Source organism: Clostridium sp. Marseille-P7770 (genome assembly GCF_902143525.1).
Lineage (GTDB): Bacteria > Bacillota > Clostridia > Lachnospirales > Lachnospiraceae > Pilosibacter.
This window is the reverse complement of record NZ_CABFVC010000008.1, coordinates 41,721-61,179: the sequence shown is the minus strand read 5'-3', so window position 1 is coordinate 61,179 and position 19,459 is coordinate 41,721. Positions and strand designations below refer to the sequence as shown.

Below are 19,459 nucleotides of genomic sequence, written 5' to 3'. Positions count from 1 at the left end.
GTCAGAAAAGCGGGGGCAGGATACGGTTCGCTCCCGCTTTTTGACTGTATTGGAACATGGCAGGAAACGCTGTGTTTTTGCTATCTGGAGGTATTATGGGAAACTTCGGGAACAAATGGAACAAGTTTGTACAGATATTTATTGAGAAAAACGGTTACGTCAAAGTTGTGCAGGGTCTGCAGAATACGCTTCTGATCGCGGTAGTCGGCATGATTATCGGTGTTTTGATCGGTACCATCATCGCGACGGTCCGCGTCCTGCCGAAATATAAGACACTTCCGCGGGCGTTGAACGCGGTTTGCAGCTTCTACGTAGGTCTCTTCCGCGGAACCCCGATGGTCGTGCAGCTTCTGATCTTCTACTACGTTATGCTGCCCCTTATGGGGATCAAGCTGCCAGGTGTCCGTGTTGCCATGGTGGTCTTTGGATTGAACAGCGGCGCGTATATTTCCGAGATCATGCGAAGCGGTATCCAGTCCGTTGATCCGGGACAGCTTGAGGCGGGACGTGCAGTCGGTCTTGGCTTTGGCCCTGCGATGATCCGGATCGTGATCCCGCAGGCAGTAAAAAATATTCTTCCGACTCTGGGCAATGAGTTTATTGCCCTGATCAAGGAAACCTCCGTTGTCAGCTTTGTCGGCGCGGCGGATCTTTACGTTGCCTTCAACTATATCGGAAGCAACAGCTACGAGTTCATGGTCCCGTATCTTGTCATGGCGGCGATCTACATCGTTCTCGTGCTGGTGATCTCAATTCTTGTTAAACTGATGGAAAGGAGCCTGAAGAAGAGTGATAGACGTCATTGATCTGAAAAAAACATTTGGTGATCTGGAAGTCCTGAAGGGAATCAATGTGACCATCAATAAAGGTGACATCGTTGTAGTCATTGGTCCGTCCGGCTCCGGAAAAAGTACATTTTTAAGATGCTTAAACTGTATGGAGGATCCGACCTCCGGCAGCATCATTTTTAACGGCGTAGATATCGCCGATATGCGCGTGGACATCAATATCCACCGCCGCCATATGGGTATGGTATTCCAGCACTTCAACCTGTTCAACAATATGACTGTGATCGAGAATATCATGATGGCACCGGTCTATGTGCGCTGTAAAGAGTTAAAGAAGGCAAAGAGAAAAGGAACGTTGGCACCTGACGCGCCGAAAACGAAGGCAGAGATCAAGGCACAGGCGAGAGAGGAAGCCCTTGAGCTGTTACGCCGCATCGGCCTTGAGGATAAAGCAGACGTTTATCCGTCCACGCTTTCCGGCGGACAGAAGCAGCGTGTGGCCATCGTCCGCGCTCTGGCGATGAAGCCGGATGTGATCCTCTTCGATGAACCGACGAGTGCTCTCGATCCGGAGATGGTAGGTGAGGTACTGGATCTCATGAAGGAGCTTGCAAACGAAGGAATGACCATGGTCGTTGTCACCCACGAGATGGGCTTTGCGAGAGAGGTTGCAAACCGCGTGCTGTTTATGGATCAGGGAAAAATTCTCGAAGAAGCTCCACCGGAAGAGTTCTTCGCGCATCCGAAGAATGAGAGAACAAAGGAATTCTTATCGAAGGTCCTGTAAATATTAGATAATGAAAAGCTTCTTGTTGCCTGAAAGATGGAAACGAGAGGCTTTTTTTATTTACGAGACAACTGACCAAAGTCCGCTCTTGCGCAAAATCTTGTTCCCAATAGTGCCCCTTCTCCTTGGCGTGCCAACTACACAGCAGCAGGGAACTTTCAGAAAGCAGTGCCTGGATACAGGGATCTGGTTCCTCTTGGCTCGCAGGTGAATGCGTTGGAAAAAAGATGATGCTTGTCTGAGCGAAGCGAGTTGCATCATCTTTTTTTCGTCCCTAGCAGTCGCCTGCAAGCCTAGAGGAACCTTCCCTGAATCCCACAAGCACTGCTTTCTGAAAGTTCCCTGCCCCGCCAATCAACTAAAACTCCACGAAAACTCTTATTTCTCAAGGAAATGCTTGACGCGCCGCAATTCTTATGTTACAATATTCGGGCGAATGGAAGATATAGGTCTTTTTTTTATGCTCAAAAAACGATAGCAATGAATAGAGAAAAGGCCGCCTTACAAAGAAATTAAACGGAGGTGGAAGTCGTGCGCACTAAGATTACACTGGCATGCACAGAATGCAAGCAGCGCAACTACAACATGACGAAGGATAAGAAGACTCATCCGGACCGCATGGAGACAAAGAAGTACTGCAGATTCTGCAAGAGACATACGATGCACAAAGAAACTAAGTAATCCGGTTTGCAAGAAGGACGTGAATTTATGGGAGAAACGGCAAGTAATGAGAAAGCCCCTAAAACGGACTTTATCAAAGGCTTAAAAGCTGAATTCAATAAGATCATCTGGCCGGATAAGGATACGCTTACGAAAGAGACCGTTGTAGTAGTCGTATCAACAGTAATTCTGGGGATTGTTATCGCAGCCCTTGACCTGATCATCAAATTTGGTCTCAATATTGTACTTGGTTAAGGATGAGGTGAAGATATGTCAGAAGCACAATGGTATGTTGTACACACTTATTCCGGATATGAGAATAAGGTAAAGGTTGACATTGAGAAAACAATCGAAAACAGAGGTCTTCAGGATCAGATCTTAGAGGTCTCCGTCCCGCTGGAAGAAGTCATCGAGCTTAAAAACGGTGCTCAGAAGCAGGTCGAGCGTAAGATGTTCCCGGGCTATGTGCTGATTCATATGATCATGAATGATGACACATGGTACGTTGTACGGAACACCAGAGGTGTGACCGGATTCGTAGGACCGGGATCCAAGCCGGTGCCGCTTTCAGAAGAAGAGATGATGAGCCTTGGCTTTAAGGCACCGGATGTCGTTGTAGATTTCGCCGTCGGAGATACCGTCGTTGTTACGGCCGGCGCATGGAAGGATACCGTCGGTGTCATTAGAACCGTCAATGAGTCCAAGCAGTCCATTACAATCAACGTCGAGATGTTCGGCCGTGAAACACCGGTGGAACTGAGCTTTTCTGAAATCAAGAAGATGTGACCGTAAACGGACTAAGATCCGGACCGGTCGTCCGTACCTTTTTTAGGAAAACGGACTTTGTGCCCGCGTGGGAGGGAAATCCCCGACATTACCACATTATTTAGGAGGTGCCTAATTATGGCAAAGAAAGTTACAGGTTATATTAAATTACAGATTCCTGCCGGCAAGGCAACACCGGCTCCGCCAGTTGGACCGGCTCTTGGACAGCACGGTGTTAACATCGTACAGTTCACAAAGGAGTTCAACGCTAAAACTGCTGATCAGGGCGATATGATCATCCCGGTTGTTATCACAGTTTACGCTGACAGAAGCTTCAGCTTCATCACAAAGACTCCGCCGGCTGCTGTATTATTAAAGAAGGCTGCAAAGATCAAATCCGGTTCCGCAACACCGAACAAAACAAAGGTAGCTACTCTTACAAGAGCAGAAGTACAGAAGATCGCTGAGCTCAAGATGCCAGACTTAAACGCTGCAAGCATCGAGGCTGCTACAAGCATGATCGCTGGTACTGCTCGTTCCATGGGTATCACCGTAACAGACTGATCGTAAGCAACTGAATGGAGGACGGACCTCCATATACAGCAACAATCACGTGGGAGGGAGGACTCCCGACACTACCACAGGAGGTTTTTTATAATGAAAAGAGGAAAAAGATACGTAGAAGCGGCAAAAGCTATCGACCGCGCTACTCTTTATGATACAGCAGATGCAATCGCATTAGTTAAAAAGTCTGCTGTTGCTAAATTTGATGAAACAATCGAGGCTCACTTAAGAACAGGCTGTGATGGCCGTCATGCTGATCAGCAGATCCGTGGTGCAGTAGTTCTGCCGCACGGAACAGGTAAGACTGTTCGTATCCTTGTATTCGCTAAAGGACCGAAGGCTGATGAGGCTCAGGCTGCAGGTGCTGACTTCGTTGGAGCAGAGGATTTAATCCCGAAGATCCAGAACGAAGGCTGGTTAGATTTTGATGTAGTTGTTGCTACACCGGATATGATGGGCGTTGTTGGACGTCTTGGCCGTGTACTCGGACCGAAGGGCTTAATGCCGAACCCGAAGGCTGGTACAGTAACAATGGACGTTACAAAGGCTATCAAAGAGATCAAAGCTGGTAAGATTGAGTACAGACTCGATAAGACAAACATCATTCACGTGCCAGTAGGTAAGGCTTCTTTCACAGAAGAACAGTTAGCGGACAACTTCCAGACGCTTATGGATGCAATCAACAAAGCAAAACCGAGCACAGTAAAGGGCGCTTACTTAAAGAGCGTTACTCTTACTTCCACAATGGGCCCGGGCGTTAAGTTAAACGTAGCTAAGTTAACAAACTAGTCGATTGTGTCATTTTAACTGTCAGACATTGATCTGGTTCTGCGCCCCAGCGGCGTACAGCCGGATTGACCGTCTGGCAGTATTTTAATGCAAAAAACTAAAAAAGTGATTGACAATCCAAATATATTATGATAAACTATTCGGGTATTGAATGCCGAAGACAGCAGGTGCCGTAAGGCGTAAGGTAAAAACACCTGCCGAGGGACGTACAAAACTCACACAGAATTTTGTAAACCTCTCGGTCTGCGGACAGAGAGGTTTTTCTGATAAGCGAAAAAATGCTGTGACGGCGAATCCAATACTAAATAAAACAGGAGGTAAACCATTCATGGCAAAAGTTGAATTAAAGCAGCCGGTAGTTGCTGAGATCGCTGAAGTCCTCAACGGAGCAAAGTCTGCTGTAGTCGTTGACTACCGTGGATTAACTGTTGAGCAGGATACTGCTCTTCGTAAACAGTTAAGAGAAGCTGGTGTTTCTTATAAAGTATATAAGAACACAATGATCCGCTTCGCTGCAAAGGGAACTGAGTTCGAAGCACTTGAGCCGCATCTTGAAGGCCCGACAGCACTTGCTGTTTCTAAAGAAGATGCAACAGCTCCGGCCAGAGTATTAGCTGAGTTCGCAAAGAAAGCTGACAAGCTTGAATTAAAAGGCGGCGTTGTAGAGGGAACATACTACGATGCAGCAGGTATCGGTGTAATCGCAAGCATCCCGTCCAGAGAGGTTCTTCTTGGAAGACTTCTTGGAAGCATGCAGTCCCCGATCACAAACTTCGCTCGTGTTCTCAACCAGATCGCAGAGAAGAACGGCGAAGGCGCAGAAGCTCCGGCAGAGGCTTAATCCTCATCCCGGTCCTGCAGGCGGAAACACGCATCGCGTGATCCCGTCAAAGGCAGCATAGATGCTGTATAAAAGTTGTGAAAAACAAACGTGAAATATAAATTATTATGGAGGTAAATTATAATGGCAAAGTTAACAACCGCTGAGTTTATCGAAGCTATCAAGGAATTATCCGTATTAGAGTTAAACGAATTAGTAAAGGCTTGTGAGGAAGAGTTCGGTGTATCCGCAGCAGCAGGCGTAGTAGTTGCAGCAGCAGGCGCTGGCGCAGCAGCAGAGGAAGAGAAGACTGAGTTCGACGTTGAGCTTACAGAAGTAGGCCCGAACAAGGTTAAAGTTATCAAAGTTGTTCGTGAAGTAACAGGTCTTGGCCTCAAGGAAGCTAAGGACGTTGTAGACGGCGCTCCGAAGGTTCTTAAGCAGGGTGCATCCAAAGACGAAGCTAACGACATCAAGACAAAACTTGAGGCTGAAGGCGCTAAGATTACTCTTAAGTAATCAACTTTTATACTTTGAATGTTTTGATCCGCAGGAAGGTGACTTCCTGCGGATTTTTTTAGTTCGAGAACAAATGTAAAAACTCTGTAAGATTCTGTATTGTAAGCAATTTGACGGTGGAAAGACCGGCGCTTATGTGTTAAAATGGATAGCATGAAAATGGCAATACCTGCCCATTATACAGGATCAGGCGGGTGAAAAGGAGAAAGAATGATTCAGGAATTAGTAAAGAGATATCCGGTCCTGGATGCCGTAAAGGACCAGATCGAAGAGGCATACAAGATCTTAGAGACATGCTATGAGAACGGCGGAAAACTTCTGATCGCAGGAAACGGCGGAAGTGCCGCAGATTCTGACCATATCGTCGGTGAGCTGATGAAAGGCTTCGTAAAACGCCGCCCGGTATCTGCGGAACTCGCAGAGGCTTTAAAGCAGACAGACCCGGAACGGGGAGCGGAACTCGCGAAGAAACTCCAGGGCGGACTTCCGGCCATCGCGCTCACAAACCATGCAGCGCTTTCCTCTGCATTCGCAAATGATGTGGACGGGATGCTTTCCTATGCCCAGCAGGTAAACGGCTATGGAAAAGCAGGGGATGTGTTCCTCGGGATCAGTACCTCCGGAAACGCGGAAAATGTGATGTATGCCGCAGTGACTGCAAAGGCGAAGGGAATGAAAGTGATCGGACTCACAGGAAAGACCGGCGGAAAACTTGCAAAGATCGCAGATGTCGCGATCATTGTACCGGAGCAGGAGACTTACAAGATCCAGGAACTCCACCTTCCGATCTACCATGCGCTCTGCCTGATGCTGGAAGACAGATTTTATGCGGAATAGTACCGATATGATAATACATGTCTGCATGATGTTGAAAAATCCTATGGATGCCTGCGGACGATATCCGGATGTACGAATGGGCAGACAGCAGGAATTATGCCGGAGAAGAACCGCAACCGGGGGGGAATTATGAAGAGACGGGAATGGGCCTCGTTAATTATTCTGGCGCTGGCGGCGGTGCCCGCGCTCTTAGTTGCGATCGGACAGGTTTATGTGACAGGAGTGGATGGGATCCGGCTTAGAAGACCGGAGACGATCGAACTTCTGGCAGAGATCATTGTGCTGTTTTTCCTATATCTGTTCGCGATATGGAAAATCGATCGAAACCGGCTCAGAGCAGGAGCAGCTCTCCTGATCACAGCCGGATTCCTCTGGATCCATCAGGCGTTCACGGCGATGTTCCTGTCCGGCGCCTATGTTCTGGTCCTTTTGATGCTCGGCGCGCGTCTTCGCAGAGGGATGGACAGAAATCATGTCTGGAGAGAGTATCATGTGATCAGCGGACTTGCGGATTTCCTTCTGGGAAGCGGATGTATGATCTTTTTATTCTGTATAGGATCCCTGCTTTTCGGGTGCGGGATCCAGAGCTTCCGTTTACTTACGGTGATCATTGCCGGATTTCTGATCGGTTTCCGGTTTATGGAATTAAGGACGGCAGGAGATGACGGAAAGCCGTGGAGGCAGATCCCGAAGGAGACGAAGATCTCTCTGGAAATGTCCGCCTGCATCGCGATCATTCTTGCGATGGTCCTCCTGCAGGCCGGAAGAATGAACATCTGCGCCGATTACGACTCGCTCCATTATGGCCTGCGGAGTGAGTATGTCCTGGATAACGGCGGCGGGATCTATGAAAATCTCGGAATGGTCAACGTGGTATACACGTACTCGAAGGGCCTGGAGACACTGCTTTTACCGATCTCCGGACTGCCGTCCTACGGCTTTTTCCTGAGTTTCCAGATCTGGATGACGCTTGGGACCCTGATCACCGCGGGCCAGATCGTGAAACTTTTTGTCGGAAGAAAGCATGCGGTGGGCTGTATGACGCTGCTCTCCTGCATACCCGGGATCATGAACATGTCCATCACTGCAAAGACAGACTCCATGACGGTATTTATGCAGCTTGTCATGCTTTTGTTTCTGCTTCTCTATATCAGGAGAAAGAAGGGCGCCTACCTGGTACTGGCGGTGGATGCCTACCTGATGACACTCGGGTTAAAGCCGACGGCGCTTGTATTTTCCACAGCGGCGGCAGGAACCGCCGGACTTTACATCCTGCTCACAAAACAGCTGAGATTTAAGTTCCGCGGAAGTGTCCTTCCATCCCTTGGCTTTATGATCCCGATGTGGCTTCTCATCTGGTACCGGACATGGCTGCACACGGGACTTCCGCTGACATCCGTGTTCAACTCGATCTGGGCGGCCCTCGGCTTTACCGTGCGGTATCCGTACCGGTTTGAGAGTCTGCCGTCAAACGGCGGGGCACTGATCTCCCTGGCGGGGCTCAAGCACATTTTAAAGAGGATTTACGGCATTCTCATGGCCCCGGTGGGCGAAGATATGGCACATGTGCGGATCGCCTGGGGATCGCCGCTGCTCCTGATCTTTCTTCTGATGGTCGGTCTGCCGGTGCTGGCGGATGTGAAGAAATTGGGACGGAAAGAAAAAAGCTCCCTGATCTGCCTGGCGCTGGTCTTTGTGACGAATGGGATCGTGAGTCTCGCGGCGCTTTATCTTTTATGGCAGGTGGATGGAAACTATTTCCTGCTTCTCTATGCACTTTCAGCGATCCTGGCGGTGATCACAGCAGGAAAATTAAAGAGCGGTTTCCTCCGCGGAACGATCTGCAGGATGCTGGTCCCGTTCCTTCTTTTTAATGTGACGATCACAGCCGTGAGCAACTGGGGTGGAACGCTGGGACTGACACCGGTGAAAATCTTCCATAAAGGATATTATGATCATATGGAAGAGTCCCATGAACTGCTCGTCTCATACGGAAATGAGAAGATCTGGGACGTGCTGGCGGAAAATCCGAGAAAACGCGTCGTCGTATTCGGGGAACAGCCGGAGATGCTGCGCTTCCCGTGCAGCACCCAGAGCTATACGGACATCGAGGGAAGCGGCGGAAACTTCAATCTGTCATCCAGCCCGGAGGCACTGGCAGAGTTCTTTACATTCGCGGGAGTGGATCATATCTATCTCGGAAGCGGATACTTAAAGCCCGGAACGGACGGATTCCGAAATGTGACAGGGCTTTTAAAACAGGGGTATCTCTCAGACCTCCTGTATGAAAATGGAAACGGGCTTGCAGTATTCTCACCAGAACCGAGAGAACTCTCCGCGGAGGAGAGCGAGGCGCTTCTGGCGGAGTTTACCGAAAAATACTGGTCCGGAGAACAGCAGTAAGGGGATAAGACATGAATTTACAGGAGAAAACCTCAGAGGCGTGGAAGAGGTGGAGCCCGGAGCTTCTGATCTTTGCGCTCCTTCTGGGATTTGGATTTTGGATCAATCGTGGAGTAGAACTGAAGGGACTTTATATGGATGATCTGTACCTCTGGTCCTGTTATGGGGACCAGTCGTTTACAGAGTATGTATTCCCGATGGGCAGCAGCCGGTTCCGCTTCCTGTTTTACCTGGCATCCTGGCTGGAACTTTTCTTTATCGGGGGACATGTGGAATGGATGGTTCCGTTCAACATCATCCTAAACGCGGGGATCGCGTACAGCATTTATCGGATGGCAGTGTCATTCAGCGATGGGAGAAAGATCTTAAGCTTTGCAGCCGGCATTCTCTACCTGTCTTCGAGAATGGCATATTATCAGATCGGACAGTTCTACGGTCTGATGGAAAGCCTGGCACTCTGGGCGGCGCTCGGGATGCTGTGGTTTCTGTACCGGTACGTGAATGAGAAAAAGGCGGGGGCGTTTCTCGCAGCCAACGTTCTGTACTTTGTGGTCAGCTTCATTCACGAGCGGTATATGGTGCTGCTGCCGCTTCTTCTCTTAACGGTGATCCTCGGCTTTGGAAAAGGTCTGGGAACGAAAACTGCAGCCGCGGAACCGGAGAAAAAAAGCGAACCGGAGCGCGCGGCAGAGCCGGGACGCAGCCGTGGAAGAGGACAGAGCCGCGGAGCGCAGGGTAAGAAAGATGCAGCAGCCCGTGCGGAAGCAACAGACACAGAAAGCAGTTTCCGCCTGCCAGGGATCCTGCTCATCTTGCTCCCGATCGTGGTATTTGGCGTGATCCAGATGATCCGTCTCCGCACGATCGGAACGCTGTCACCGGCAGGAACCGGCGGAACGGATGTGGCAGATACCTTCCAGCTCACGGATGCGATCAACCAGGCGATCAGCCAGGTGGGATTTGTGTTCGGAAGAAACTCCGGACCGGATTATCTCTGCATTGAGCCGTTTGTGGACAGCCCGGACGGGATCCGGAACCTGATCCTGGCAGCGGAAGCCGTTCTCGGAGCCGGTGTGCTGGCGGCCGTTATCGGTATGGTGAGAGATAGGGAAGAGATTGTCTGTCATTTAAAGAACACGATCCTGTTTCTTGGATTTATCGCGCTCTGCATCGGCAGCTCCAGCGTGACGATCCGTGTCGAGATGCGCTGGGTCTATGTGGCCTATGCGGCGGCGCTCCTGTTCTTTGCTTATCTGTCCCGTGTGATGGGAAAGGCGGGGATCCTGGTACTTTTATACGGCTGTCTGATATTCCCGGTTGAGACATATTACCGGGACAACTGGGATAACCTGTATTTATGGGCACCGCAGAGCCAGTACAATTCTCTGGCGGAAAAGACATACGGAACATACGGGGACGATATCTTCGACAAAGAGATCTATATCATCGGAAAAGATTTCGAGATCAGTGATTTTAATGAAGAAACATTCCTGAAAGTATACGCAAAAGGAAAAACAAAGGTCCCGAAACTTCAGTTTATCGACAGCGATATGGACCTCAAGGAGATCACGGACAATATGGTGATCCTGTGTGAGGACCCGGAGCACAATGTGTACAACGATGTGACGGAGATCGTGAAGCGGCAGCGGTTCGACACGCCGTTTGGAAGCTATGCGGACGGGTGGATCGATGAGAACGCAAAGATCGTTCTGACAAACGGGGAGAGCAGCAAACTGACCTTGAAGTGCTATTACCCCGGCAAACTTACAGGCGGCGAGACCTGTAAGATCAAGGTGAACGGACGGCAGATGGATGACCTTGTATTTACGGACAATACGATGTACTACGAAATCCCAGCCGCACCGTATCAGAGATTTACGCTGGAGTTTTCGTGCAACTTTTATGTGAAAGGTGCGCGGGAACACCGCGGGAAAGAAAATCTGGCAATGGTCGTGAAGGTAGTCGACCAGTAAGCAGCCGCGGCAGCAGCTGCGCGATATCCGAGGGAACCGCTTATCTGAAGGTTTCACGAAAAAAGTGCAGCGGCTGCCGGACATGATGATGCATGGCTGTTACGGAGAAAAAAGGAGAATCAGAAAATGAATGGACAGCAGTTGGCTCCCATGACCGTGGGATTTGCCATTGCAGTGGTCCTGATCCTCGTGATCGGATTTTTCCGGAGAAAGAGGAACATGATCGCCCATCTTGCTCCCGTAAAGCGGGAATTAAAGAAGGAAAAGCAATGGCTGCGGCGCGGGGAGTATAATGCGGCAATGGTAAAAGGCCGCCAGAATCTGGAATTGTTCTTAAAGCTTGTGGCAGAGTTTAACGGGATCGAGCTTGATAATTCCGCCCAGGCGATGGCGAATGCCCGGAGCAGTTCAGATGGAAGAGGACAGCGCGAGACTTACCGGACAAACGGAAGAAAGCGCCAGAGAGTCATGACATTCCAGCAATTTGGATGGTGGCTCGATGAGAACGGGTATCTGGACCGTGTCGGAAAGTGGGAATTAAATGAGATCCGCGTGATCGGAAACAAAGCGGTACATGAAAATTATGTTTCCAAGGAAGATGCCTGGAATCAGTATAATTACATGGAAGATCTCCTGCGGATCGTTGCGGACCGCCATGCGAACCGTCATAAAAAGCGGGGGCCGGAGATCAAAAAGAGCCAGACAGGACATTATGGGACAAATGTGAGAAAAACATACGGAGCGCAGACGAAAGCACGCGGTCAGAATCAGTCACAGGGACGCGGACAGTCAAAAGGACATAGCCAGAATCAGACTGGACGAAGCCAGTCAAAGAACGGTGGACAGGGAAGGCCGGAACGAGATCAGGCGAAGAGCGGCGAAGGAAAACATGAGCACGTTCAGACGAAAAGCAACCGTCAGGGACAGGCTCAGAGACGCGAAAACGGAAAGCAGTCCAACACAAAGCAGTCCGCCGCTAAGAATGGACAGAATATCAGAACAGGTGGAAATGCAGACTGGGATGCGAAGGAAAATAGAAAAGCGACAGATCAGCCGATGTCGAAAAAGGTTCCGGAAGAGCGGAAGGTAAAAAATCCACAGAAGAAAGAATCGCAAGTCGAAGCGAACAAACTTCAGCAGAGCAGGATTGTGAAGACCGAAGCGAACAAGCCTCAGCCAGGCAAAGAAGTGAAACCGGAAACAAATAAACATCAGCAGAATGAGAAAGCTGAGGCTGCTGTGAGTATCAAAGTACAGACAGCTGGAAAGTCAGAAGAGAGAAAGCCGCGATCCATCGTGACAGTGCAGCCGGTACAGCCGGTGACCCCAGCGGAAAAGACTGCAGGAAAACCGTTTCCGTTGATGCCGTTGGAGAAAAAAACAGAGGATGTACAGCAGGAGAAGTTAAGCTCTTCCGCAAAGAGACGCCAGAGAAGAAAGCGGGCACAGGCGGCAAGAGAGGCAGCCGGGACGTCTGGAATGAATCGTGAGTCCCGTGAGACTGCAGCACCGCAGACAAAGCCTGTCAGACCGGCAGAATCCCGCCCGGCTCGTCAGGAAGGGAACAGGACAGAACGCAGACCCCGTCAGGCCGCACCGGCGATATCCATGAGGATCGTGACACTCAGCCAGCCGGTGAGCGGACGTACAGCAGCTGATCAGATCAGGAACGAAAGTACAAGATCAGCAGTATCAAAAGCGGATAAACAACCGCAGACGGAAACACAGAAGACACAGAGTGAGAACACGGCGAAACAGGCGGCAAGACGCCGCAGACCGAGAAGAAGACCGGCAGCGAAGACCGCAGCAGGCGGAGGAGATCATGAAGAATAAGAAAAGTTATATCTACATCGGACTTCCGATCCTTGGGATCCTCTTTTATCTGGCATATTTAAAACGCTCCGCCATCGACATGGTGTATTCCGACTATATCCGGCTGATCAATTCCTATCTGCCGGACGTCTGGAATCCGGATAAGTTCTTTGTTGCGGATCTTCTCACGAGAATTCCGGTAAACTTTTTAGAACGCGGTCTGAATGTGATGATCTTCGGCTACAGCGTTACCGTGGACCGTGTGATGGGCGTTCTCGGATTCGGACTTTCCGCACTGGTGACCGGCTGGTACAGCAGGAAAAAAGAACTCTGTCCGGTCTGGTATGCGGCTATGATGATCGTCATGTTCAGCCTGAATAAGTGGGAGATGCTGTACAACGGAACCGGATGGGCGCATTTCCTGGCATTTGGATTGTTCTTCTGGAATTATGCGCTGCTTGACCGGGTATATGAAAAGGGCTTCAGGAATGCAAAGCGGTCGGAGCTGGTATTGCTCTTTGTGCTGCCGTTTGTGATCACGATTGGGGCAGCTGGTCCGTACTGCGCGATCTATACGGTGACGATCGTACTCGCATATCTTTTTATCTATGTGCGGGATGCCGTGTGTTTAAGACAGACCGGCAAACAGTCAGATCAGAAGAACAGAGCGGAAACAGGAAATGAAGAAAGCCGGAAAAAAGATAACGGAATCATCGCTGTAATATCTCCGAAACGTTCCGGGATCGGAACGGCCCGCACGATCGCCCTGATCGCGGCAGCAGTCATCCCGTTCCTCATCTATCTCTGGAGCAATTCCCAGGCGGTGTATGAGTATTCGGGTGCGGTGAATGTGCCGCTCTTTACGGCTTTCCGACAGGATCCGAAATTTTTTATTAAATTTCTGCTTAAGTCTTTTGCTTCCATGGTTTTTGGAGTAGAATTGATTGACAGGAACTTTGCGGGAATTCCGGGGAAAGTATGGTGTGCGGTCGGTGTGATCGTACTGGTTTCGTACTTCTTCGCACTGTGGATGAATTTTTATTACCGGATCGAGGAAAAGACGATCCTGCCGCTGATGCTTTTGGCGGGCGGCGGCATGAACCATCTGATGGTGCTCGTGAGCAGATATATCTTTATGCCGAACGATAAGTATGGAATGAGCTCCAGATACGCACTGCAGTACCAGATCGGTATCATCGGGATCTTCCTGACGTTTGCCCTGGCGGCAAAGTGCGGATTTTGCAGGAAAAAAGCCACACTGGCCATGCCTGCAAAGACTGTATCTATCGCTCTCGCAGCCATGTTCCTCATTGGAAACGTGATGACGACGACTGAGGAGTTCCGCTTCGGAAAATACCGGAAAGAACATAACCGGGATGAAGTAAAACAGATCTTATTAAATTTTGAAAATGAGTCAGACAACACACTGGAGGATGCGCTGGAATATCACAAACCGGGATGCCGGGCAGCGCTTACGATCCTAAAAGAAAACGGTTGGAATATATGGAGGTAGACCTATGAAAGTAGTTATCCTGGCAGGAGGATTCGGAACAAGGATCAGCGAGGAGAGCCATTTAAAACCAAAGCCAATGATCGAGATCGGTGAGAAGCCGATCCTCTGGCATATCATGAAATATTACTCCCAGTTCGGATACAATGAGTTTATCATCTGCCTGGGATATAAGCAGTATGTGGTAAAGGAATTCTTTGCAGACTATTTCCTTCACACATCCGACGTGACCTTCGATCTCGCAAACAACAGCATGAAGGTCCACAACAATTACTCCGAGCCCTGGAAGGTGACCCTGATCGATACAGGATTAAATACCATGACCGGCGGACGTGTAAAGCGCATCAGAGACTATGTCGGAAATGAGCCGTTCATGCTGACCTACGGTGACGGCCTTGCGAATATCGATCTGAAAGCGCTCGAAGAGTTCCACAGAAGCCACGGAAAGATCGCAACGATCACAGCCGTCAATATCGGACAGCGTTTCGGCGTCCTTGACCTCGAGGAGAGCGGAAAGATCAATTCCTTCCGCGAGAAGAATGATGACGACGGAAGTCTGATCAACGGCGGATACATGGTCATGAACCCGGGCGTATTCGACTACATCGAGGGCGATTCCACCGTATTCGAGCAGGAACCGTTAAGAAATCTTGCAAAGGACGGCGAGCTGATGGCATACCGCCATGAGGGATTCTGGAAGTGCATGGATACCCAGCGTGAGAAACAGCAGTTAGAGGCGATGTGGCAGTCCGGAAACGCGCCCTGGAAGATCTGGGAATAAGGAAATAAAGATCCGTAATTGGAGAAGATGAGATGAACTTAAAAGAAGTTTTTGACTTTTATAAAGGAAAAAATGTCCTGGTGACGGGACACACCGGTTTTAAGGGAACATGGCTTTCCAGGATCCTGGTAAATGCCGGAGCAAACGTCACAGGATATTCTTTAAATCCGCCGACAGATCCGGCGTTATTTGACATGGCCGGTCTTGATGGAAAGATGAATTCCGTCATCGGGGACATCCGGGACCTCGTCCATTTAAAACAGGTATTTGAGGAGACAAAGCCGGAGATCGTCCTGCATCTGGCTGCACAGCCGATCGTAAGGGATTCCTACAAGGATCCGGTCTACACCTATGAGACGAATGTCATGGGCACTGTCAATATTTTAGAGTGCGTCCGCCTGAACCCGTGTGTAAAGTCATTCCTGAACGTGACGACGGATAAGGTGTATGAGAACAGGGAGTGGGAGTACGGCTACCGCGAGGTGGACCGCCTGGACGGCTATGATCCGTATTCCAACAGCAAATCGTGCTCCGAGCTTGTGACACACAGCTATAAAAAGTCCTTCTTTGCGGACGGACACTGTGCGATCTCGACCTGTCGTGCCGGAAACGTGATCGGCGGAGGAGACTTTGCGAATGACCGGATCGTTCCGGACTGTGTCCGCGCAGCGATGGCGAAGAAGCCGATCATCGTCCGCAATCCGCATTCAACCCGCCCGTATCAGCATGTTTTAGAGCCGTTAGCGGCATATCTGATGGTCGCAAAGGCGCAGTATGAGGACGGGAAATATGCCGGTTACTACAACGTAGGACCGGATGACAAGGACTGTGTGACGACCGGTGAGCTTGTGGACATGTTCTGCAATGCCTGGGGAAACGGACTTTCCTGGGAGAATAAGAGCGACGGAGGTCCCCATGAGGCGAACTTCTTAAAGCTCGACTGTTCGAAGTTAAAGACTACATTCGGCTGGCACCCGCGTTACGGCGTGAAGGAAGCGATCGGACTCACGGTGGAGTGGTGCCAGGAGTATGAGAAGAACGGCGATGTTGCCGCTGTGATGGACAGACAGATCGCGGAGATGTTTCAGTAGAGGAATAGACAGGAAAGGAAAAATTATGTTTGAGAATAAGACAGAAGCAGAGGCAAGAAAAGAGATCCTTGACCTCGTAGCTGAATATGCCGATAAATTCCATAACCAGAAAAAGGAGTTCCATGAGGGAGACCGCATCCCGTATGCGTCCCGCGTGTACGACAGCAAAGAGATGGTAAACCTTGTGGACAGTTCCCTGGAGTTCTGGCTCACATCCGGACGCTACACGGATGAGTTCGAGAAGAAGCTTGCGGAGTACCTCCATGTGCGCTACTGTGCTCTTGTAAACTCTGGCTCTTCCGCAAACCTGGTAGCATTCATGACCCTGACCTCCCCGCTGCTCGGCGACCGCCGCGTAAAGCGCGGAGACGAGATCATCACTGTTGCGGCAGGTTTCCCGACGACCGTTACCCCGGCGATCCAGTACGGCGCTGTTCCGGTCTTCGTTGACGTGACGATCCCGCAGTACAACATCGATGTTACAAAGCTCGAGGAAGCACTTTCCGAGAAGACAAAGGCAGTCATGATTGCCCATACACTCGGAAATCCGTTCGACCTTGCGGCAGTCAAAGCGTTCTGCGAGAAGCACAACTTATGGCTCATCGAGGACAACTGTGATGCACTGGGATCCAGATATACGATCAACGGCGAGGAGAAATTCACCGGAACAGTCGGCGATATCGGAACTTCCAGCTTCTACCCGCCGCACCACATGACGATGGGCGAGGGAGGAGCTGTCTATACGGACAACCCGCTGTTAAATAAGATCATCCGCTCTTTCCGCGACTGGGGCCGCGACTGCGTCTGCCCGTCCGGACATGACAATATGTGCGGACATCGTTTCGACAGACAGTACGGAGAACTTCCGCTCGGCTATGACCACAAATATGTATACTCCCATTTCGGCTATAACCTGAAAGCGACAGACCTTCAGGCAGCGATTGGCTGCGCGCAGATCGAGAAATTCCCGACCTTCGTGGAGCGCAGAAGACACAACTTTGACCGTCTGAGAGCCGCTCTTGCGGAGACGGAAGACCGCCTGATCCTCCCGGTTCCGGCCGAGAACTCCAGACCGAGCTGGTTTGGTTTCCTGATCACATGCAAGAAGGGAACAGACCGGAATAAACTCGTCCAGTACATCGAGAGCAAAGGCATCCAGACGAGAATGCTGTTCGCCGGAAACCTGATCAAACATCCGTGCTTCGATGAAATGAGAGCGGAGAAAAAGGGCTACCGAGTTGTCGGCACACTCGAAAATACCGACCGGATCATGAGCGATACCTTCTGGGTAGGCGTTTATCCGGGAATGACAGACGAAAAGATCGACTATATGGCGAAAGTGATCAAAGAGGGGCTGTTACAGTGAGTGAAGAAAAATCCTTTGACCTGACGAAAGTCCATGAGGTCAATTTAAAACTTTTAAAGGAGATCGACCGGATCTGCAGAAAGTATAAGATCAAATATGCTCTGGACTCCGGTACACTCCTTGGCGCAGTCCGCCACGGCGGATTTATCCCGTGGGATGACGATGTGGATGTCATGTTCACGAGAAAGAACTATGAGATGTTCGCGAAGGTCGTAAGACGGGAACTGCCGGAGGACATGTCCTTCGTGGAGCCGAATGAATACCATGGAGGAAAGGCATTCTACGACTTTATCTCCCGAGTGACGTACAACAAGAGCCAGAAATTCGAGGACTCCGGAAAGATGGAGTTTTATGACGACAAGATCAGCCGCCTGAATGTGGATTTGTTCATCGTGGACGGACTCCCGGCAGGAAAGATCGCAAAGAAGCTCACAAAGCTCTCCCACTGCGTTCTCTACGGATTCGCCCTGGGACACCGCTATGAGATCGATTACAGCGACTATAAGGGCGTTATGAAGCTCTTTGTGGCGGTCCTTGCCAATATCGGAAAGCTGATCCCATTCCCGGTGATCTGGAAGCTCTGGAATGCTCTGTGCCGCTTTGACAGCAGAAAAGAGCGCCCGCTGTATTTCTACACGGGCTATGCGCCAAACTGGTTCTATGTGGAAATGAAGCGCGAGTGGGACGACGAGGTTGTCGAGATGCCGTTTGAGGACACGAAGTTCTATGTGCCGTCCGGCTGGGACGAACTTCTGACACAGCTCTACGGCGATTACATGAAACTTCCGCCGAAGGAAAAACAGATTCCGGAACATTCCGATATGGAGATCAAGATTTATGACTAAACTGCTTTCGGTCGTTGTATCGGTATACAACGAGGAGCTGGCGCTTCGTGAATTTTACGCGGAGACGGGGAAGATCTTAAAAACGCTGCCGGCGGACTGGGACTACGAGTTCCTGTTCGTGAACGACGGCAGCAGGGATCAGTCCCTTTCGATCCTCCGGGAGTTCGCGGCGTCGGACGAAAAAGTGAAGATCGTCAACTTTTCCAGGAACTTCGGGCATGAGGCAGCGATGATCGCGGGACTGGACTATGCGGGCGGTGACGGTATCGTCTGCATGGACGCGGACCTGCAGCATCCGCCGGAATGCCTGCCGGAGATCGTGGAAAAGTTTGATGAGGGATACGAAGTGATCAGCATGGTGCGCACGAAAAATAAGACGGCGGGTTTTGTAAAGAACTTTACATCCGCAGCGTTCTACAAGCTGATCAACCACCTCTCAGACGTGAAGTTTGAGGCCAATGCCTCAGACTTTTTCGCAGTGAGCAAAAATGCGGCGGAGGTCCTCCGGAACAACTACCGGGAGAAGGTCCGCTTCCTGCGCGGCTATGTGCAGAGCATCGGATTCGAGAAGACGACGATCGAGTACGAGGCGAGACCGCGGTTTGCGGGGGAGAGCAAGTACAGCATCAAAAGTCTGTTTAAATTTTCCATCAACACGATCCTCTGCTTTTCGGCCCTGCCGTTAAAACTCGGGATCTATTCCGGTGTGATCACGGCGCTTTTCGGCCTGATCATGGTGATCTATACGGTCTATACCTGGGAACTGTACGGGGCGCCGAACGGATATGCGACGATCGTTGTCCTGATCTCGTTCATGTTTTCCGTGCTGTTTGTGATCGTCGGGATCATCGGTGAGTATATCGCGATCCTGTTTGCTGAGATCAAGGACCGGCCGGTCTATATCGTGAGAGATACTGCTAATTTCGGGAAAAAACGAAAACAGGATACGGTTGGACAGGACCTTCAGTGAAAAAAGGAGATTTTCTCGGCCTGACAGGCGAAAAAGCCCCGGAAACACTGGAAAAACATTACAAAATCATGAATAATTTGTGTAAATTTGAGAAAAGGACTTCAAAAATAAAAAGGAATCGTATATAATACGTGAGTATGCCGATTTCCCGGGGGATTCTGTACAGCAGGATGAGAGAC

The 19,459-nt window shown here is 50.2% G+C and carries 19 protein-coding genes and 1 other annotated feature; all 19 genes read left to right on the top strand.

Annotated features, from left to right (window positions below):
* Nucleotides 1-95: 95 nt before the first annotated feature.
* The 19 genes from FN001_RS16085 (at nucleotide 96) to FN001_RS15995 (ending at nucleotide 19,280) form a co-directional block, all read left to right on the top strand.
* Nucleotides 96-806: an amino acid ABC transporter permease gene (locus FN001_RS16085; RefSeq protein WP_021904616.1), complete on the top strand. Its 711-nt coding sequence runs from the start codon at nucleotides 96-98 to the stop codon at nucleotides 804-806.
* Nucleotides 790-1,575 (top strand): amino acid ABC transporter ATP-binding protein, encoded by a 786-nt coding sequence (locus FN001_RS16080; RefSeq protein ID WP_117469075.1) that lies wholly within the window; start codon nucleotides 790-792, stop codon nucleotides 1,573-1,575. Before FN001_RS16085 ends, FN001_RS16080 begins: the two co-directional genes overlap by 17 nt.
* A gap of 531 nt (nucleotides 1,576-2,106) precedes the next feature.
* Nucleotides 2,107-2,256, top strand: coding sequence for a 50S ribosomal protein L33 (gene rpmG, locus FN001_RS16075; protein WP_008726232.1), 150 nt, complete (start codon nucleotides 2,107-2,109; stop codon nucleotides 2,254-2,256).
* 27 nt (nucleotides 2,257-2,283) lie between these two features.
* Nucleotides 2,284-2,490, top strand: coding sequence for a preprotein translocase subunit SecE (secE, locus tag FN001_RS16070; protein WP_015553095.1), 207 nt, complete (start codon nucleotides 2,284-2,286; stop codon nucleotides 2,488-2,490).
* Nucleotides 2,491-2,505: 15 nt separating this feature from the next.
* Nucleotides 2,506-3,021, top strand: coding sequence for a transcription termination/antitermination protein NusG (gene nusG / locus FN001_RS16065; protein ID WP_015553096.1), 516 nt, complete (start codon nucleotides 2,506-2,508; stop codon nucleotides 3,019-3,021).
* A gap of 117 nt (nucleotides 3,022-3,138) precedes the next feature.
* Nucleotides 3,139-3,564 (top strand): 50S ribosomal protein L11, encoded by a 426-nt coding sequence (rplK, locus tag FN001_RS16060; protein WP_015553097.1) that lies wholly within the window; start codon nucleotides 3,139-3,141, stop codon nucleotides 3,562-3,564.
* Nucleotides 3,565-3,657: 93 nt separating this feature from the next.
* Nucleotides 3,658-4,353 (top strand): 50S ribosomal protein L1, encoded by a 696-nt coding sequence (gene rplA / locus FN001_RS16055; RefSeq protein WP_015553098.1) that lies wholly within the window; start codon nucleotides 3,658-3,660, stop codon nucleotides 4,351-4,353.
* A gap of 136 nt (nucleotides 4,354-4,489) precedes the next feature.
* Nucleotides 4,490-4,627: a sequence feature (ribosomal protein L10 leader region), on the top strand.
* Between the two features lie 54 nt (nucleotides 4,628-4,681).
* Nucleotides 4,682-5,194, top strand: coding sequence for a 50S ribosomal protein L10 (rplJ, locus tag FN001_RS16050; protein WP_015553099.1), 513 nt, complete (start codon nucleotides 4,682-4,684; stop codon nucleotides 5,192-5,194).
* Nucleotides 5,195-5,317: 123 nt separating this feature from the next.
* Nucleotides 5,318-5,692: a 50S ribosomal protein L7/L12 gene (rplL, locus tag FN001_RS16045; protein ID WP_015553100.1), complete on the top strand. Its 375-nt coding sequence runs from the start codon at nucleotides 5,318-5,320 to the stop codon at nucleotides 5,690-5,692.
* 210 nt (nucleotides 5,693-5,902) lie between these two features.
* Nucleotides 5,903-6,529: a D-sedoheptulose-7-phosphate isomerase gene (locus FN001_RS16040; RefSeq protein ID WP_118531040.1), complete on the top strand. Its 627-nt coding sequence runs from the start codon at nucleotides 5,903-5,905 to the stop codon at nucleotides 6,527-6,529.
* Nucleotides 6,530-6,658: 129 nt separating this feature from the next.
* Nucleotides 6,659-8,932 carry a hypothetical protein gene (locus FN001_RS16035; protein WP_142412509.1) on the top strand — a complete coding sequence of 758 codons (2,274 nt, stop codon included), beginning with the start codon at nucleotides 6,659-6,661 and terminating at the stop codon, nucleotides 8,930-8,932.
* A gap of 11 nt (nucleotides 8,933-8,943) precedes the next feature.
* Nucleotides 8,944-10,905: a hypothetical protein gene (locus FN001_RS16030; protein ID WP_142412508.1), complete on the top strand. Its 1,962-nt coding sequence runs from the start codon at nucleotides 8,944-8,946 to the stop codon at nucleotides 10,903-10,905.
* A 126-nt stretch (nucleotides 10,906-11,031) separates the two neighbouring features.
* On the top strand, nucleotides 11,032-12,738 hold the full coding sequence (locus FN001_RS16025; RefSeq protein WP_142412507.1) for a hypothetical protein: 1,707 nt from the start codon (nucleotides 11,032-11,034) through the stop codon (nucleotides 12,736-12,738).
* The gene (locus tag FN001_RS16020) at nucleotides 12,728-14,230 is read left to right on the top strand and encodes a hypothetical protein (RefSeq protein WP_142412506.1); all 1,503 of its coding nucleotides are present in this window, start codon (nucleotides 12,728-12,730) and stop codon (nucleotides 14,228-14,230) included. Before FN001_RS16025 ends, FN001_RS16020 begins: the two co-directional genes overlap by 11 nt.
* Before the next feature lie 4 nt (nucleotides 14,231-14,234).
* Nucleotides 14,235-15,008, top strand: coding sequence for a glucose-1-phosphate cytidylyltransferase (rfbF, locus tag FN001_RS16015; protein ID WP_142412505.1), 774 nt, complete (start codon nucleotides 14,235-14,237; stop codon nucleotides 15,006-15,008).
* A 32-nt stretch (nucleotides 15,009-15,040) separates the two neighbouring features.
* Complete coding sequence (gene rfbG / locus FN001_RS16010) at nucleotides 15,041-16,099, top strand: CDP-glucose 4,6-dehydratase (protein WP_142412504.1); 1,059 nt, start codon at nucleotides 15,041-15,043, stop codon at nucleotides 16,097-16,099.
* Between the two features lie 25 nt (nucleotides 16,100-16,124).
* A complete protein-coding gene (rfbH, locus tag FN001_RS16005; protein WP_118297220.1) occupies nucleotides 16,125-17,465 on the top strand; it encodes a lipopolysaccharide biosynthesis protein RfbH in 1,341 nt (446 codons plus the stop codon).
* On the top strand, nucleotides 17,462-18,310 hold the full coding sequence (locus tag FN001_RS16000; RefSeq protein WP_142412503.1) for a LicD family protein: 849 nt from the start codon (nucleotides 17,462-17,464) through the stop codon (nucleotides 18,308-18,310). Before rfbH ends, FN001_RS16000 begins: the two co-directional genes overlap by 4 nt.
* Entirely contained in the window at nucleotides 18,303-19,280 is a 978-nt protein-coding gene (locus FN001_RS15995) for a glycosyltransferase family 2 protein (RefSeq protein WP_142412502.1), read from the top strand. Before FN001_RS16000 ends, FN001_RS15995 begins: the two co-directional genes overlap by 8 nt.
* Nucleotides 19,281-19,459: the final 179 nt, after the last annotated feature.

Coding starts and splice junctions, on each gene's coding strand:
- rfbF (WP_142412505.1), top strand. CDS start 14,235: ATGAAAGTAGTTATCCTGGCAGGAGGATTCGGAACAAGGATCAGCGAG.
- rfbH (WP_118297220.1), top strand. CDS start 16,125: ATGTTTGAGAATAAGACAGAAGCAGAGGCAAGAAAAGAGATCCTTGAC.
- FN001_RS16025 (WP_142412507.1), top strand. CDS start 11,032: ATGAATGGACAGCAGTTGGCTCCCATGACCGTGGGATTTGCCATTGCA.
- rplK (WP_015553097.1), top strand. CDS start 3,139: ATGGCAAAGAAAGTTACAGGTTATATTAAATTACAGATTCCTGCCGGC.
- rfbG (WP_142412504.1), top strand. CDS start 15,041: ATGAACTTAAAAGAAGTTTTTGACTTTTATAAAGGAAAAAATGTCCTG.
- FN001_RS16040 (WP_118531040.1), top strand. CDS start 5,903: ATGATTCAGGAATTAGTAAAGAGATATCCGGTCCTGGATGCCGTAAAG.
- FN001_RS16030 (WP_142412508.1), top strand. CDS start 8,944: ATGAATTTACAGGAGAAAACCTCAGAGGCGTGGAAGAGGTGGAGCCCG.
- rplJ (WP_015553099.1), top strand. CDS start 4,682: ATGGCAAAAGTTGAATTAAAGCAGCCGGTAGTTGCTGAGATCGCTGAA.
- FN001_RS16020 (WP_142412506.1), top strand. CDS start 12,728: ATGAAGAATAAGAAAAGTTATATCTACATCGGACTTCCGATCCTTGGG.
- FN001_RS16035 (WP_142412509.1), top strand. CDS start 6,659: ATGAAGAGACGGGAATGGGCCTCGTTAATTATTCTGGCGCTGGCGGCG.
- secE (WP_015553095.1), top strand. CDS start 2,284: ATGGGAGAAACGGCAAGTAATGAGAAAGCCCCTAAAACGGACTTTATC.
- FN001_RS16085 (WP_021904616.1), top strand. CDS start 96: ATGGGAAACTTCGGGAACAAATGGAACAAGTTTGTACAGATATTTATT.
- FN001_RS15995 (WP_142412502.1), top strand. CDS start 18,303: ATGACTAAACTGCTTTCGGTCGTTGTATCGGTATACAACGAGGAGCTG.
- nusG (WP_015553096.1), top strand. CDS start 2,506: ATGTCAGAAGCACAATGGTATGTTGTACACACTTATTCCGGATATGAG.
- rplA (WP_015553098.1), top strand. CDS start 3,658: ATGAAAAGAGGAAAAAGATACGTAGAAGCGGCAAAAGCTATCGACCGC.
- rplL (WP_015553100.1), top strand. CDS start 5,318: ATGGCAAAGTTAACAACCGCTGAGTTTATCGAAGCTATCAAGGAATTA.